The organism is Glaciecola sp. 33A, assembly GCF_002836745.1.
Taxonomy (GTDB): Bacteria; Pseudomonadota; Gammaproteobacteria; order Enterobacterales; family Alteromonadaceae; genus Glaciecola.
This window is the reverse complement of sequence record NZ_PJAR01000044.1, coordinates 67,188-84,258: the sequence shown is the minus strand read 5'-3', so window position 1 is coordinate 84,258 and position 17,071 is coordinate 67,188. Positions and strand designations below refer to the sequence as shown.

16 protein-coding genes are annotated in these 17,071 nt (G+C 42.0%); all 16 read right to left on the bottom strand.

Going from position 1 to position 17,071, the window contains the following annotated elements:
* Positions 1–21 precede the first annotated feature (21 nt).
* Entirely contained in the window at positions 22–3,021 is a 3,000-nt protein-coding gene (locus CXF81_RS16415; protein WP_232771974.1) for a diguanylate cyclase, read from the bottom strand.
* A gap of 213 nt (positions 3,022–3,234) precedes the next feature.
* The gene (gene flhB / locus CXF81_RS16410) at positions 3,235–4,362 is read right to left on the bottom strand and encodes a flagellar biosynthesis protein FlhB (protein ID WP_101182421.1); all 1,128 of its coding nucleotides are present in this window, start codon (positions 4,360–4,362) and stop codon (positions 3,235–3,237) included.
* Positions 4,363–4,383: 21 nt separating this feature from the next.
* Complete coding sequence (gene fliR / locus CXF81_RS16405) at positions 4,384–5,160, bottom strand: flagellar biosynthetic protein FliR (RefSeq protein ID WP_101182420.1); 777 nt, start codon at positions 5,158–5,160, stop codon at positions 4,384–4,386.
* Positions 5,161–5,164: 4 nt separating this feature from the next.
* Positions 5,165–5,434, bottom strand: a complete 270-nt coding sequence (gene fliQ, locus CXF81_RS16400; RefSeq protein WP_101182419.1) for a flagellar biosynthesis protein FliQ — start codon at positions 5,432–5,434, stop codon at positions 5,165–5,167.
* A 4-nt stretch (positions 5,435–5,438) separates the two neighbouring features.
* Positions 5,439–6,134: a flagellar type III secretion system pore protein FliP gene (gene fliP / locus CXF81_RS16395; RefSeq protein ID WP_101183093.1), complete on the bottom strand. Its 696-nt coding sequence runs from the start codon at positions 6,132–6,134 to the stop codon at positions 5,439–5,441.
* Positions 6,135–6,210: 76 nt separating this feature from the next.
* Positions 6,211–6,714 (bottom strand): flagellar biosynthetic protein FliO, encoded by a 504-nt coding sequence (fliO, locus tag CXF81_RS16390; RefSeq protein WP_101182418.1) that lies wholly within the window; start codon positions 6,712–6,714, stop codon positions 6,211–6,213.
* Positions 6,674–7,018 carry a flagellar motor switch protein FliN gene (fliN, locus tag CXF81_RS16385; protein WP_369828734.1) on the bottom strand — a complete coding sequence of 115 codons (345 nt, stop codon included), beginning with the start codon at positions 7,016–7,018 and terminating at the stop codon, positions 6,674–6,676. Before fliN ends, fliO begins: the two co-directional genes overlap by 41 nt.
* Positions 7,019–7,148: 130 nt before the next feature.
* Complete coding sequence (gene fliM, locus CXF81_RS16380; RefSeq protein ID WP_101182416.1) at positions 7,149–8,207, bottom strand: flagellar motor switch protein FliM; 1,059 nt, start codon at positions 8,205–8,207, stop codon at positions 7,149–7,151.
* A gap of 123 nt (positions 8,208–8,330) precedes the next feature.
* A complete protein-coding gene (fliL, locus tag CXF81_RS16375) occupies positions 8,331–8,852 on the bottom strand; it encodes a flagellar basal body-associated protein FliL (protein ID WP_101182415.1) in 522 nt (173 codons plus the stop codon).
* 164 nt (positions 8,853–9,016) lie between these two features.
* Complete coding sequence (locus tag CXF81_RS16370; protein WP_101182414.1) at positions 9,017–11,143, bottom strand: flagellar hook-length control protein FliK; 2,127 nt, start codon at positions 11,141–11,143, stop codon at positions 9,017–9,019.
* Between the two features lie 117 nt (positions 11,144–11,260).
* The gene (fliJ, locus tag CXF81_RS16365) at positions 11,261–11,713 is read right to left on the bottom strand and encodes a flagellar export protein FliJ (RefSeq protein ID WP_101182413.1); all 453 of its coding nucleotides are present in this window, start codon (positions 11,711–11,713) and stop codon (positions 11,261–11,263) included.
* A gap of 25 nt (positions 11,714–11,738) precedes the next feature.
* Complete coding sequence (gene fliI, locus CXF81_RS16360) at positions 11,739–13,106, bottom strand: flagellar protein export ATPase FliI (RefSeq protein ID WP_101182412.1); 1,368 nt, start codon at positions 13,104–13,106, stop codon at positions 11,739–11,741.
* Positions 13,087–13,899: a flagellar assembly protein FliH gene (fliH, locus tag CXF81_RS16355; RefSeq protein ID WP_101182411.1), complete on the bottom strand. Its 813-nt coding sequence runs from the start codon at positions 13,897–13,899 to the stop codon at positions 13,087–13,089. Before fliH ends, fliI begins: the two co-directional genes overlap by 20 nt.
* Positions 13,899–14,942, bottom strand: coding sequence for a flagellar motor switch protein FliG (fliG, locus tag CXF81_RS16350; protein ID WP_101182410.1), 1,044 nt, complete (start codon positions 14,940–14,942; stop codon positions 13,899–13,901). Before fliG ends, fliH begins: the two co-directional genes overlap by 1 nt.
* An 11-nt stretch (positions 14,943–14,953) precedes the next feature.
* A complete protein-coding gene (gene fliF, locus CXF81_RS16345; RefSeq protein ID WP_101182409.1) occupies positions 14,954–16,648 on the bottom strand; it encodes a flagellar basal-body MS-ring/collar protein FliF in 1,695 nt (564 codons plus the stop codon).
* Between the two features lie 11 nt (positions 16,649–16,659).
* Positions 16,660–16,986 (bottom strand): flagellar hook-basal body complex protein FliE, encoded by a 327-nt coding sequence (gene fliE / locus CXF81_RS16340; RefSeq protein ID WP_101182408.1) that lies wholly within the window; start codon positions 16,984–16,986, stop codon positions 16,660–16,662.
* Between the last annotated feature and the right edge of the window lie 85 nt (positions 16,987–17,071).

Genomic DNA, 17,071 nt, shown 5'->3' with positions numbered 1-17,071 from the left:
CGCTCAGATGCGTGAAAAAAATTAAAGCATCGGCAGTACTTGGTCTCTACCTAAGTTTTTACCCTCGTATAAAAGATTATCCGCACGCTTTATGCACTCATCAATAGATGCATAGTCTTGAATATTTGCCACACCCGCGGTCAGTAACACTCTAATTGACGTGTTAGCCACCATGAATTTTTCCTTGCGAATGATATCGCGATACTTGTTCGCAATATTAATCGCATCTTTAAGTTGAGTATTGGGTAGCAACACAATGAACTCTTCGCCACCCCAACGCGCCAAAATATCGTAATCTCGAGTACATTGTGACAGGATATTAGCAAATTTGATCAGAACCTGATCACCGGCTTCATGGCCATGCTCATCATTAATCCGTTTGAAAAAATCAATATCTATCAAAATGATGGAAAACAATTCATTGCTTCTCTTATACTTTGAGAATTCTTTCCCAACCGCATCTGTAAAACCGCGACGATTATACACTTGAGTGAGAGGGTCCAACGTAGTCAGCAATCTTAGTTGCTCATTAGCAAGCTGCAATTCAAGGGTTTTTTCTTGTACGTTTTGATACAGCATCACCGAGCGTTTATGCAATGCATAGGTACGCCATCTGAATACCGTAAAAACAGTTAGTAGCGCGATAATACCAAAGACAATGATCGCCCATATGGTTTGCCACCAGGGTGGTGTCACTAAAATGGGCATGCGTTGCAGTTTGTCATTCCATAAGCCATAACGGTTAGTGGATTTAACCTCTAATATATAGCTACCTGAGTCTAAGTTAGTGTAAGTCACCGCTCTATTTTTGCTATCTAAATATTGCCAACGATCATCAAAACCAATGAGTCGATAGGCATATTCGATGCTTTGAGGGCTAGCAAACTCAAGCGCTGCAAATTCAATTTTCAGTAAAATATCATCGGGTGACAAAACCACCTTAATAACCGAATCGGCTAGACTTATAAATTGGCCATACTTTTCTTCAATACTATGGCTGTCTCTTCCATTTAAAATGGAAACGCTAGTAAATTGAAGAGCAGGCATGGTATCTGGTTTTTTAATATCTTTAGGCTGAAAGTATGTCACGCCCTCATCACCGACAAATACGATAGTTCCATCGTCTTTTGTCGCAGTAGCACCAATGTAATATCCAGTGGAGTTGACCCCTTCGTTCTCATCAAACATATCAACATTACCAGACTCAATATTAGCCCTAAAAATGTATTTCTCTGTTGCTATCCAAAGGTAACCCAGATTGTCGTTTACCACACTTCCTATAGATGAATTAGATAGTCTTTCATTCGAAAATAAGCGCGTAAATTTTGGCTCAGCATTACCGACACCTAACTCCAACAGCGACAAACCATGCCCTAGGGTACCCACATAAAAGCTGGTTTCATCACGCTTTGAAATCCAAGTAATGACGTTGTGCACAAGGCTGTCTTGATTATCAGCTTGGTTAACAAATTTGCTGACTTCATTAGTCTCAGGATTGATCAGAAAAAGACCATCGATAGTGGCAGCCCAGAGTTCATCCGTCGAAATTGGTAAAATATAAGTGACCATCGGCATGTCATAGTTTTGTATTATTTTGTGAGTGTCGACGTCCAATACCAGCAAGCCCTGAAATTCGGACCCGAGCCAAAGATTTCCATTCGGCCCGATTGTAATTGAGTAAATGGCAGTGTCGCGTAAGGCAACGTCCTCAATGACTTTACTTTCAGGCGCTATTTTCCCAAGTCCTAGCTTTGATGCTACCCACAAATTTTGATTTTTTTCATCAAAAACCAGCGAGCGCATTTTGGTCGCAGACTGACTGTCTTTTTCATATTTCCAAGGACCTTCAACAGAATAATCCGTATTCAACTTTAACACACCCGATTTGGTTGATAACCACAAGGTATCATCTGCTTGTTTAGCAACGAAATAGTAAAACTGTCCTTGCTCCAACCCGAGATTTGTAAACATAGTAGAATTAGTATCGAGAACCCCAAACCCTTGCGCACTGGTGCCAAATAATATCAAGCCAGATGCAGTGTTGAACAAGGTAATTATGGCGTCTGAAATTGTTGAGTTTTGGGGGCTTGACGAAGTTGATATATTCGTAAAGATTAGCTCATTGGGATCGGAGAATATTGACGCTCCGTTGGTTGTTGCAACCCAGACTGAACCATCTGCCATTTGCTCAATGTCATTAACAACATTATCAGACAAGCCATCTTTTGCCGCTATATTAGTAACATTCAAAAAACTGTTGCCGCGAGTCTCAGCCCGAAAAACGCCCTGACCAGCCGTCCCTACCCACAAATATCCAGCGCTATCGATTTTAATCGCGGTGGCTTCAATGCGGGGTAGCAACTCATCTCGCCAAAGTCCCGTTTGTATATCGTAGCTTAAGATGCCGTTACTAGTGGCGACTAATAACCTTTGATTCTTCTGGGAAATAATGTCATGGATAGTATTTGATTGATGTGGCATTGAAATGGGTACAAAGCCAGCTTGGCCACTTTTTTGCAAGTACAATGCTTTTACAGTACCAACAAACACGTTATCTTGTTGGTCAACCAAGATAGTTCGTATGTCTTTATCCAATTCTCCTTGATGATTACGCAGTTCGATACTTTCAAAAATTTTATCGCTTGCACGCAAAACATCGAGGCCATTAATTGTGCCTATCCAAAGATCGCCAGTGTTCGGTTGTATTTCAAGGGAATGAACAAGTGAACTGGAGAGTCCCTTTTGTAGGTCTCTACTGGGTCCAAAATGGGTAAACGTGTAACCGTCAAACTTATCGATGCCTGATTGCGTTGCCAGCCAGATATAGCCATTATTGTCTTGCGCTATGTCATAGACGGTAGTCTGAGAGAGACCGTCAATAACGCTGTACTTCTTGATTGTAGGCAAGTGAAATTTTGCTGGCTCACTACCCTCAGCTGAAAAGCTAGAAATAATTCCAAAAAACACCATACCTAGAAGGCAACAACGCAAACTCTTTGTGATTAATAATATCAAATGCATACCTAATTCAGTTTCAAAATTAAATATATAATTAACAAGCAACATCGAAAGCTTGCATCCGTGCTGAGCATATCAATCGTCAATACTTGAGTTTTTTTATTTACTCGTGCTAATTATATTGCCTTTCATTTTTTAAGCAAGTTGTCGATTCAACAGCTTGAGAAAACAGCTTAAAAAAATAAAAACACACAATATCCGCATCAAGCCCATTTGTTAACGACGCAATTCTGGCGGTATCGGTAGGTTCTTCTTCAGCGCCTTCGGTCGCGTTGCTTTGCCTTTTCTATATGCTTTCATTTGATACACATAAGCAAGCACTTGAGCCACTGCCATAAACAGTTTCGCCGGAATTTCATTATCGGGTTCAGTACTGTAGAAAATAGCACGCGCCAACATAGGAGATTCAATAATAGGAATATCATGTGCATTTGCGATTTTACGAATGTGCATGGCAAGTTCATCAGCCCCTTTTGCTACCATCACCGGTGCACGATCACCATTTTGCTCGTATTTTATTGCCACCGAAAAGTGTGTCGGGTTGGTAACAATAACATCAGCCTCTGGCACTGCTTGCATCATACGATTAGCTGAGGCTTGATACTGTAGTCTTCGAATACGGCCTTTGACCTGCGGGTCACCTTCGGAATTTTTACGTTCGTCCTTGACTTCCTGCAACGTCATTTTCATTTCTTTATTATGCTTGAAGCTCTGATATGGAACATCAATTAAGGCGATGGGGATCATACCGCAACATAACAGTAAAAAAGCCCATTCAATCATATTCAGAGCGTGGAATAAGTTTAACGGATACAGTTCCATGTCGAGATGTAGGGCTTCATCTCTAAAAATATATAGGGCCATATACGCCATAAACCCAATTACCACGACTTTCGCAACACCTTTAATTAATTCGACCAAGGCATTGACGCCGAACATTCTCTTGAAGCCCTCTAAGGGGCTCAATCGATTAGCTTTAGGCCCTGCAGATTTCCATGAAAAGTTGTATCCTCCTAGGGCTATACTTCCATAAATACCGCCTATCATAGAAATAATCATAAACATCAACACTGGCAAACTGGATTCTGATACTGACATCTCTAATATTTGAAACATGTGCACTGTGTCATACGTTTCATCACGCGAGAGCGTGAAAGAGCGTTGCATAACGTCGAACATGGCTTTTGCGATATAACTTCCAACGAAAAAGAAAGCGATTGCACTGGAAATTAAGACCAAGGCGGTGGACAATTCCTTGGACCGAGCAACTTGCCCTTTTTCTCTGGCATCTTCGAGTTTTTTGGGTGTGGGTTCCTCGGTCTTTTCGTACGAGTCATCAGCCATTTCTTATCATCCTAAATAGCGTTAACAGGTCAACAATAGCTTGCACATAAATTCTTGCGCTCGCTGCCATTGTTGCTCAAAGTGATAAACTTGGTTACTCAAGGTAATGTAAATAATAACCAATCCGGTAATTTGCGCGATTGAAAAACCCAAACTAAATATATTTAGCTGTGGTGCCGCTTTGGTCATAACACCAAATGCTAAGTTTACAATTAAAAGTGAAACAATAGGTGCTAGCGACATGGTAACTGCGGAAATAAACATCCACCCAGCCCAGTGTGCAACTAAACGAAACTGTTCTCCTGTCCACCAAGGTGAGTCAATAGGAAAGGCCTTAAAGCTCATCACAATCATCTGGATCATGGCTAAATGACCATCGAAAGTCCAAAATAAAAGTGTCGCCAAAATAAGATAAAATTGACCGACTGCTGGCACGCTAATACCATTGATTGGATCGACAATCGAAGCGAAACCTAAACCGGTTTGCATCGCAATAATTTGGCCTGCTAGAACAAACGTATTCAACACCATCATAGAAATAAAGCCAATCACAATACCAATAATTAATTGCTTAATACCCAACAAAAAAGTCCTTAAATTTACCAAATCATCAACAGGAACAGGCGGGATATTAGGCACAATCATGAAGGTCAACAACACTGCTAATAGTGTTCTGATTGGCGTAGGTATTGTTTTCGCACTTATTCCTACCATTGCAGAGAACAAACCCGATATGCGCATAAATGGCAACAGGTAGTCTGCCAGAAAATTAGTAATTGTTGACTCTAGTATTTCCATCTATCTAACCTACTGCCATCGGAATGCGATAAACCATCTCAAAGAAGAAATCCATCATCATTTGCACCAACCAACTGCCAAGCCAACTAACCGCCAATAAGGTCACCACCAAGCGCGGAAGAAAACTCATGGTTTGTTCGTTGATGGAAGTCGCTGCTTGGAAAACAGCGACGACCAAACCAACGATCAAACCGGGCACAATAACTGCTGTTACCAGAAGAATGACAACTAGCATAGCTTCACGTAAAATTTCGACAAAAACCTCAGGACTCATTAGGTCAAACTCCCATGCCGAAACTAGTGGCTAAGGTGCCAAATATCAGATTCCAACCGTCAACCAAAACAAATAGCATTAACTTAAATGGCAACGACACAATCATGGGCGATAACATCATCATACCCATGGCCATCAATATTGATGCCACCACCAAATCAAGGATCAAAAAGGGAATAAATAACATAAAGCCAATTTGGAATGCGGTTTTTAGCTCACTGGTAACAAATGCGGGAATTAAAACCGTCAACGGAACATCAGCAGGATCGTCATACAAGCCTTCGTAACCGCCGATTTGCACGAATGTCTCTAAGTCTTTTACCCTCGTTTGTGACAACATAAAAGCACGCATCGGTTCCTTTGCAATATTAAACGCTTCTTTTGACGTCAATTCCTCGCTTAAATAAGGCTCCAATGCTTTTACATTGATCTCGTCAAATACTGGCGCCATGATAAACATTGATAAAAACAAACTGACACCAATCAAAATTTGATTTGACGGTGATTGTTGAAGCCCAATGGCTTGACGTAAAATTGACAGTACAACAATAATGCGCGTAAAAGACGTCATCATCATGATAAAGGCTGGAATTAAACTCAATGCGGTCATGATGAATAATGCTTGTAACGTCATCGAATATTCTTGATTACCCGCATCTGTTGTGGTTACTGTAATCGCTTGAATACCCTGCTCAGCCATAGCACTGCCGGCAAAAATAATACTGAGTGTTATCAACAGAGCAAGTTTGGCGATAAACGATAAAGAAAACATATTATTAATCATGCGCCTTTTCCTTTTTTACGCCGACCATTGTTTCAGCCATCGCTTTTACCAACTTATCTTTGAATGCCAAACTAGCTGGTTGTCCGTTGTTTTTGCTGGTGCTTGACGTTGCAATTGGATTATCTAGCTTGCCCAATTGATTAATATTGTGCGCTGTAACGCCAATTAAGAATTGTTCGCCGCCGACATCGACGACCATGATTTTTTCTTTGGCACCCGCGGCCATCGACGCAATCACTTTTAATTGACCATTTCCTGCTTGAGTGACATTAAATCGACGCGCAATGAATGCGAGCGCAAAAATAATGGCGACTACCAGTAAAAGGCTAAGAAAAATTGACAGTATAGATGAGGGGTTTTGTAGTGTTTGAGGGCTGGAGGCCGAAGCCTCCGCGTTGACCACGCTGCTAAATAAAAACAATAAAAGAGTATAAGCACCTGTTTTATATAGGTTTCTATCTAAGTTTTTTAATTCTCTCGACTTGACTAATAACATCCGTTAACCGAATCCCAAATTTATCGTTGATGACTACTACTTCTCCATGAGCAATCAACGTGCCATTTACTAAAACATCTAGAGGTTCGCCTGCAACTCGGTCCAATTCGACCACTGAACCTTGGTTCAATTGCAGTAAATTTCGGATACTTATTATACTGCGCCCAACTTCCATTGAAATGGTGACAGGGATATCTAATATGGTGTCGAGTTTTTTCTTTTCTGCAACTGTAATAGGTGCATCTTCTTTCAACTCGTCAAATTCTGCCGGCTTAGCGCCGCCACCCGCAGATTGTTCATTCATAATGGCATCGATGTCATCTTGCGGACCACCGCCCTCACCTTCGCCTGCTTCTGCCTCTGCTTGCTCAGCCATCGCTGCTTCCCAATCATCTAAGCCTTCGCCATCTTCACTCATAATATTTTCCTATCTTTTATAAATCGTCTTCTAACACTTGTAATTCAGCGTCGTTGTCTATGACTTTGCCATTTCGAGTCAATAGCTGGAGTTCAGATTTCACCGACGTTGGCCTTGGAATTTTTTCTGTAATTTTTAATGCAATATTTTCTCGAGACTTACCCAATTTAGCCCTGAACGTGGGTAAATCTTCAATTAACACAGTCACTGTCTCAGGCATCTCAATTGGAATAATGTCACCTTTTTCAAAATTCATGATGCGCTCTAGTGTCAGAGTCATATCAAGTAAATGGGTTGTTAAACCTACCTGAACATCCATAATCTCATCACGTAGCGCTTTACTCCATCTGAAATCGGTGTCTTCTTTGTCGTTTTGAACGCCTGCATCTAGCAATTCACGAATAGGCTCAAGCATTGAATATGGCAATGAAATGTGGAAGTCACCGCCACCGCCATCAAGCTCGATGTGGAACGAGCTAATCACCACAACCTCAGTTGGACTCACAATATTCGCCATCGCTGGGTTTACTTCTGAATCTAGATACTCAAACGACACATCCATGACGGGTCCCCAGGCCTCTTTGTAATCTTCAAAAATAAGTTTAAGTAGCATCTGAATAATACGTCGCTCAGTTGGCGTAAATTCTCTGCCTTCAATTTTTGCATGATAACGACCGTCTCCACCAAAGAAGTTGTCAACCATAATGAAAACTAGTCGCGCTTCCATTGTAATTAAGCCCGTTCCCTTGAGTGGACGAAAACGCACCATATTCAAACTAGTGGGAACAAATAAAGTGTGAATATACTCACCAAACTTAATCATTTGGATGCCATTAATAGACACTTCCGCAGAACGGCGCATCATATTAAATAAACTCACGCGCATGTGCCGTGCAAAACGTTCATTCACGATTTCCAGTGTTGGCATCCGTCCACGAACAATGCGGTCTTGAGAGGAAAAATCGTACTCCATAGCCGAACCATCATCTTCGACTTCCTCGATTTCTTCTTCTTCAACATCGTCAACGCCGTGGAGTAGCGCGTCAATTTCGTCTTGTGATAATAAGTCGCTCACATTAATTCTCGTTTGGGGTTACTCAACAACAAGTAACTTAATTAACTAACCGTAGACACAGCGCTCACACTTAGTGATGCAGTTACCGCATTACTAAAACAGTTTTTGCAGGTTAGTTTGCGTCTACTGAATAACAAAACCTGTAAATAGAACTTGCTCAACAACAGGCGAACTTTCTAACTCTGTCATCACTTGGCGAACTTGCGCGGTAGCACGTTCTTTCAACTCAATTTTACCAACATCAGTAACCAGATCATCAGCATTAGATGCACTAAATACTTGCAACAGAGAGCCTTCAATCATTGGAATATGACGTTTTGCTAAGTCTTCATTCGCTGCGCCTCTGACCATGAGTTGCACTTCAATTTGCACAATGCGCTCGCGAGCCACGCCCGGTGCATTGAAAGTAAAAGGTCTGGGCATGGCAACATATAGGGCTTCACCTGACGGTGCAGCAACATTCTCAATGACGGCATCTGCAGCACCACCGTCGTTCTCAGTTGCGTTGCTATCATCTCCGGTAAATAAAAAGAAATAAGCACCCGCACCGCCGCCAAGTAAGACAACAACGATAATAATAGTAATCAGCATTAATTTGCTTTTCTTTTTACTACCTTCTTCAATTTCTAACTCTTTATCCGCCATGCCATTACTCTCTTATATTCATACTTATGCGTAAATCAGACTGTTTAACAAGTTACTGACGCTGTTGTCAGAATTGTGACAATGAGTAGTCAATAAGACCCATTCGCATCATACGCCTCTTTTATATCTCTTTTACGCCATTTTCATGCTATTTGTCGCTATTTTTATGCGTAATAATCAATACCGCCTATTCTGCCGCCACTAATACGTTGTTCAATAGCGCCGTTATCATCGGCAAAACCATCTTTATTTGTGTCTTGAATTTCATCTTGCGATTGTTGTGCCAAATTGTCCGAGCCGTCCGAATTATTTGCTAAACTACCTTCCTCAGCTTGCCCATCAGTACCTGGACTTTCTTGCTGAACCGATGACTGACCCAACTCAATACCATTTTCTTCGAGCATTTCTCGTAATCTAGGCACTGCTTGGTCAAGTGCATCACGAGCATGTTGCGACTGCACAACAAAACTGACTGAGGCCGAATCTCCTGACAGATTAACTTTGATATTCATGCCGCCTAAATCAGGCGGATCTAACCTAATTTCAGCGCTTATATTTCGACTATTAACCATCCAGCGTACTTTTTCGGTCAACTGTTGCTGGCCTTCAGGCTTAAACATATTGATCCCTTTATCGTTAGTCGTGGTTTGCTGCACAAGTCGGGTACTTTCTATTTGTTGTTGCGCGATTTCTTTTATGCCCTGTACTTCGCTCACCCCAGTATTCAAATAATTTTGCTGTTGATTACTTTGATTTAACGACGCAGCTGCTGCCAAAATATGGGTGACTTGATTGAGCTGTTTATCTAATGCAACTTCAGTATTGCCGCTCACTTTTACGTCGACTGCAGCAAGCGCATCTGTGACTAAACTTTTTAAATCAATACCAGGTTCTCTGCCTTGCTTTAACTGCTCTTTCATTTCTTTGACGCCCGACTGCAACGCCGCAATAAATTCAGTTGATTTACCCTCTGTGTTTAACGCCGAGATCACTGATTCGACTCGCGTGGCAATATTGTCAATCGCGCTGCTTTGTGCATCAGGGGTTAATTTTGCTAATAACTGCGCTTGCTGTTTAGTTGATGCTTTATCGACTGGCAAAAACAAAGATGATGCATCAGGTTTGTTGCTATTATCGATCAACGGCTTCGCCGCTTGAGTTACTGTTGCATTAACAACTTCAGCGTCGACATCAGCCAAGATAGCTGTTTTACTATCAGTGGATCCCAGTGGTTTTGGTACTAAATACTCATCAACTTTTTCTGTTGTTAGATCAGCTTCAGCTATTTCTGCTTTTGTATCAGTCGGTGTCAATATAACGTTATCAATTGGCTTTTGAGCTTGTTCGAACTTGAGCTCGGATTTTATCGTTACATCTAGCTCATTGATAACTGCTTCAGGTGGCATCGGTACTTTTTGCTGGTCAGGTGTATCGAGCGTTGCCGTTTGTAATAAATCCTTTAACAAGTCAGCATCATTTGCTGTATCCGGAGCTTCAGGGTCACCACCCGCTGCATTGATTAATGTAGCGCGTTCTTCTTGCGTCAAACTGATTTCTAAGAACTCAGGACCAGCTCCTGCATTTAAAATATCTGCATCAACTGGTTTAGTATTAACAACGACGTTATTGTCTGAATTTAATGAAGCCATGGTTTGTGCAAAAATGTCGAGTGCTGAGGATTTATCTTCAACATATAAATCATTGGGAATAGAGTCGGATGAAGCAGATAAATCCTTAACTTGATTTACGAACGCAACCCAGTCGAAGTCATCAGTAATATTTTCAGCCGTTATTTTTTCATTCGATATCGGCTTTACGGCAATTTCACTGTTATCCCTAAGTGTAGGGCTATCAACTTGTTGCTGTGGCGCTTGCACTTTATCGTTAGTCAGCTTTGCATTCGTCATTTTTTTATTTTGCTGAGCATACTCACTTTGCTTACGATCATCCGTTTCAGCCTGCGTTTCTGTCACATCTCTATTCTGTTGATTTGCGCGGCTTTGTTCTCTTGGCGTCGCTACGCTATCTTGCCTAGCCTCTTTGGCTTGATTGTTTTTGGCTTCGTCTGCTACTCGCTGAGCTGCATTTTCTTTGTCATTACGACCGTTTTGTGCGCTAGGACTACTCGATTTTTCCTGTCTCGCTAGCGCTTCTTCAAAGGCGCTCTTTTGAGCGCTGCCGTTTAATGATGAACTACTTGTATCATGGGGCACCGATGAAGACAGTTTTACATCTTCAAATGGCAGTTTGTTAGCGGCAATACTTGTTTGAGTAGTGGCAAATTGTTGCATAATACTAATTTCATCCTGACCGTTTTATTCGAACTTATTTAGATTTAATCAACAATTACAATAGCTTGAGATTATTAAAATAAGTGGTTATAGGATGTTTTGCAAAGGTTGTACCAACTAGCGTAAAACGGGTGGACGACGGACATATTTTTGAATCGCAATTTCGTCAAACAACTGTTGTTCTTTGCGTGCTTCGACCGCAATTGCTTGTTTTGTTTTGGAAGCAATCAACATTTCAATCGCTTTACGACGCTTTTGTTGCTCAAGCCACTGCCGTTTGCGTTGGTCCGCAACCAAAACAGCTTGGCTTACAAATTGGATTTGTTGTTCACAGGCTCGATCGAGCTTTGCGACAAAAGATTGGTGCTGATGCAGTTTTTTAGCTTCAACGCCAAGTTGTCCTTTTCGCTGAATGAGTTGCAAGTACTCAAGGCGATATTGCTCAAGCCCAGTCAATTTTTGCTGATTATCTTGTAGATTCTTTGCAGCAAACTGGTAGTTTTGCGCCAATTTTTGTTCTTTCTTGGTTTCAAGCTCAGAAACCATGTGTAATTGGTTAAGATTACTCATTATGATCGTTCATCAATTCTATACATTACCGCGGTTGTTGGGCGTTCTGCCCATGTGCTGAAGCTGCATTTAAACCACCACTTAATGTGCCCATTGACTCAACACACTGTTCGAACGAGATAACTTGGCTCGTTTTTTGTTGTAAAAATGCGTTAATCGCGGGCTCAGCAGCTATCGATAAATCAATTCTGTTGTCGCTGCCTCGCGCGTATGCGCCAATACTAATTAGATCTTTATTCTGTTGATAGGTTGAATAAACTTGCTTAATATTGCGCGCTTGAAGTACATGTTCTTCATTCACAACTTGAGGCATAACACGGCTAATCGATGCTTCAATATCAATAGCAGGATAATGCCCCGATTCAGCTAACCGACGCGACAGTACAATATGACCATCTAAGATTGCACGTGCTGAATCTGCGATCGGATCTTGCAAGTCATCTCCTTCGGTCAATACAGTATAAAACGCAGTAATAGAGCCTTGTTGTTCAGTGCCGTTTCCAGCTCGCTCCACCAATGCTGGTAATTTTGCAAAAACCGAAGGCGGGTAGCCTTTAGTTGCTGGCGGTTCGCCTATTGCTAGGGCTATTTCACGTTGTGCCATTGCGTATCTTGTAAGTGAATCAACTAATAACAACACATCCTTCCCTTGGTCTCTAAAGTATTCTGCAATGGTCACTGCAGCCTCGCATCCTTTAAGACGCATTAGAGGTGAGGTGTCGGCTGGCGCAGCAACGACAACCGCTTTTTCTCGTTCTTCTGCAGTCAAAATATCTTGAATAAATTCTTTTACTTCGCGGCCACGTTCGCCAATAAGGCCAACCACAACAACATCCGCTGTTGTGCCTCGTGTCATCATACCCATTAAGACACTTTTACCCACGCCACTGCCAGCAAACAGACCCATACGCTGACCTTTGCCCACCGTTAATACAGTATTGATAGCTCTAACGCCAACATCAAGTGGTTGATTAACTGGTTTTCGTGTTAATGGATTTATTGGCGGTGGTGTCAACGATGCTTTTTGTTTACATTTTATCGGGCCTTTACCATCCAGAGGTTCGCCATTTGCATCAATAACGCGACCTAATAACTCATCGCCAACCGCCAGTCCATTTTCATGTGACAAAGGCTGCACACGCGACCCAGGGACAATTCCTTTGACCGATTGAGTGGGCATCAAATAGGTAACATCACCCGAGAAACCGACTACTTCAGCTTCAATTTGTCCGTGACTTGTTTGTACTAAACAACGTCCGCCAACGGGCACTTGGCAACCAACAGCCTCAAGGGTTAAACCAACACCTCTAATAAGCTTGCCTGAAGAGATCGCCGGTGCTTTAGGGATCTGCGCCTGCAATTGCTTAATTTTATCAGCTATTGCGAGGGTCATATTGTAATCCTTGGGCATTTAAAAATTGGGTAAATACATCGGCAGTTCTGCGCTGAATTGACATATCAACCGCATTGCTTTGTGTACTGAGTTCACAACCACCGCGTTCAATGGCAGGATTTTCAATTAGTCTCCAGTTATTTTCGGCTATTACTTGGTCGCCAAAATGTCCCTTAACCATGGCAACGTCAACCGGATTCATTTGAAATTGATACTGACTTTCTTGTATTGGAAGCACTTTTATACCTTCGCTTATCGCACTCAGAAGCACATCATTTTGCGTGGTTACTTCCACATTGATCACCGCTTTTGCTAATTTAACAGCAAGGATAACCAGTTCATTTTCAAGTTCTTGACTAACTTGAGCCAAAGGATTGGCGGTTTGATCGATGATAGATTGCCAACTGCGCGCTAACTCGTCCATTTGCTCTTGCCCCGCCAACATGCCATCGGCTAAACCTTGTTCTTTGCCCTCGCTAGTGCCCAGTTCAAGGCCTTCTTGCTTTCCTTGCTCCAAACCAGCGTCGTAGCCTTCTTGTTTACCCAACGCAAAACCTTCATCGTATGCTGCAGCGCGAATGGATTCGATAACTTCTGCGGTGAGCGGTACTAAATCTTCTTCAACCTCTGGTGGTTCATATTTCCAAGTACGTGTTTTGTTAAACGCATTGGTCCCACTACTTTGCACATCAGAATTAATACTCGGTAGATCCCAAGTTTTGGCATCGTCAAAAGAGTCGACCGATGTCACTTTGACTGACTGTGATTTTGGTTTACTGCTAGAAATACTCATTAGATGTATTCTTCACCGCCGCCACCGCCTAAATTGATTTCGCCGGCATCAGCCAAACGACGAGCAATAGACAGGATTTCTTTTTGTGCCGTTTCAACTTCACTTAAGCGAACAGGCCCCATGGCTTCGATATCATCAAGTAACATTTCAGCGGCCCGTTTAGACATGTTACCCGTAATTTTATTACGCAATTCTTCATCTGCACCTTTGATCGCTTTCATTAGCGTCTCTTGCTGAGTTTCACGCAATATCGCTTGCATACCTCTATCGTCGACATCAATAAGATTGTCGAATACGAACATGAGATCTTGAATTTGTTGACTCATTTCTTCGTCAGTTTCACGGATAGCATCCATTAACTGGCCTTCAATATTAGTATCAAGGTAGTTCATGATATTCGCCGCCGATTTCAGTCCACCCATCTTCGCAGCTTGCGCTCCGGCTTGACCAGCAAACTGTTTCTCCATAATTTCGTTTAGTTCTTGTAATGCTGCTGGTTGTACCTCTTCAAGGTTAGCTACACGCATTAATAAGTCTAGTCTTACTTTTTCAGGAAATTGCGCCAAAATTTCGGCTGACTGCTCTGGCTCGAGATAAGACATAACAATAGTTTGAATTTGTGGATGTTCGTTACGAATGATCGTTGCAACTTGCTTTGAATCCATCCATTTGAGTGATTCTAGGCCTTTTGCACTGCTACCGGTGAGTATCTGATCAAGCAAGTGAGCCGCTTTATCTTCGCCTAATGCTGAGATTAATGCGCCACGCACAAAATCTTGACTCTTGAATCCAATGGTTGAATAATTTTGGATCTCGTCAATGAAATGCGTATGCACTGACGTAATTTTATCTTGTGTCATGTCATCCATTGCCGCCATAGCGGCGCCTAATTTCTGGACTTGCTTTGGCTCCATAAATTTTAGAATTTGTGCAGCATCATCTTCCGATAAGCTCAATAGTAATATAGAGGCTTTTTCTACGCCGTCTAATTTATTGACGTCGTACTTTGGAACTGCTGGTTTTGCATTATCATCTTCAGCCATCATTTTATTCCTTATTCGTCCTGTAATAGCCAACCGCGAACCACTTGCGCTGATAATTCAGGCTCGTTAGCGACGAGAGCACGTACGGCTTTTAGCACATCTTCGTCTTTGCGTAAATTAGGCAACTTTAAAGAACCGTCAGCGGCAAAGCCAATCTGCGTTTCATCAAATTCTTCGTTTAGCATTGCTAAAGGATCCTCACCCAAATCTAAATCTGACTCGTCAAACTCGTCATCTGAAATGCTATTCTCGGGGAAGATAAGCTTCATTAGCATCGGGCGAACGACAAAGAATATTAAAATAATAATCACCAGCGCGCCAAGTACTAACTTCAGTATAGGCATAAACCGTTCTTGTTCCCAGAGCGGTGTTTCTCGAGTTTCACCTATCTCCACTTTGTTGAATGGAATACTGACGACTTCAAGTGAATCACCCCGTGTCACGTCAAAACCGATGCCGCCTTGCAGCAAGCGACGGATATTAAGTAATTGCTGTTGACTCACTGGCGTATTTGAAACAGTACCATCAGCTGCTTTAGTCGTTGTATAGTCCACTGCAACTGACACACTCAAACGACGAATAACACCAGTTTGCTGCTTAGTATGACTAATCGTTGTATCTAATTCATAGTTACGAGTTTGTTCTTTGCTGTTGCTGCCAGGTATAGGCGAACCATTACCCCCACCCGTTGCGTTTTCAGGAATGGTTGCATCCATAGGAGGTTGATTTGATAGCGCTCCTGGTATACCAGCAATGACGTTGCCCACATTATTTTGTTCTGAAATCATTTCACTTCGAATTGCCGGAAGGTCGGGGTTAAAGCGGCGTTGAGTTTGCTCAACAAACGTAAAATCCATAGTCACATCGGTTTGTGCCGTGTAGTTTCCTAAACCTAAAACGGGGATCAAAATGGAGTCAATTTTTTCCATATATTCCGCTTCTCGTTTCTTCTCTAATTCGTATTCTTTTCGCGCTGCAGAAGTCCCTGCATCTTGTGAACCTGAATTTAATAGACGACCATTATTATCTGTTACAGTCACTTTGCTAGGCTCCATACCTTGCACTGCAGAAGCAACGATATCGACAATAGAGTTTACTTCTTCAGCGGAAACAACATTACCTCGTCTAGCGGTAACAACTACCGTCGCACTGCCTTTCTTTTCACGCCGTGAGAATACATTCTCTTTAGGCAAGGCCAGCAGCACGCGTGCTTTAGCTATGGAGTTCATGTCTTCAATAGTGCGTGCAATCTGTTGTTCGCGAGCGTGTTTCAAACGCTCCATTTCAACACGTTGGCTCACGCCAAAACCCATGTCTTGCATTATGATGTCTGTGCCCTGGGAAGCTTCACTACTGATACCTTGGCGCGCCATACCAAATTTTGCGTCATTAAACTGCGATTCAACAACGTAAACTGTATTGCCTTGTAACTTGTACTCAATTTCACTTTGATCAAGAAAATCGAGTGTTTCAATTAGTTCTTGTGTTGGCATTTGTGCCAATGGACGAAAAGACGGTTCTTTTGACCAAAGAAAAACAAAAATGGCAATAACGATGCAAATAACCAACGTGACTACCAAGGTAATTTGACGCACCATTTCAGTCGTACCTAACTGATCCATGAGAGTCGGCCTGCTATCAATCGAATCATCAATGCCGTCTAGGCTACTGGAGAGTGCTAATTCTGTGCTTGCTGCTTCAGCCACGAGTTACTTCCTTAAACAGGCATGTTCATTATAGTTTTGTAGGCTTCAAGCACTTTATTGCGCACTTGCATTGTTGCTTCAAAAGCAATACCGGATTTTTCTTTAGCTATCATCATGTCCGCCAAACTTAAATTGGGATCGCCCATATCAAATGCAGTTTGCATCTCACGTGATTGTTTTTGCAATCCGTTAACGTTGTTAACCGCTTGGCTAAGCAAGTCGGAAAAGTCGCTGGCAGATGTATTGCCTTGAATTGCCGGCACATCCATTTTGATTGGCTTTATATCACCAACCATCGCTTGCATTTCTTGGTAGATAGAATTCGCTTTGATGTCCATCACACAACCTCTAGTGTCATTATTTTGAATGAATTACTTCGTATACACTGAATTTAGCAAATACAATGCCACTTTATTTAATTTA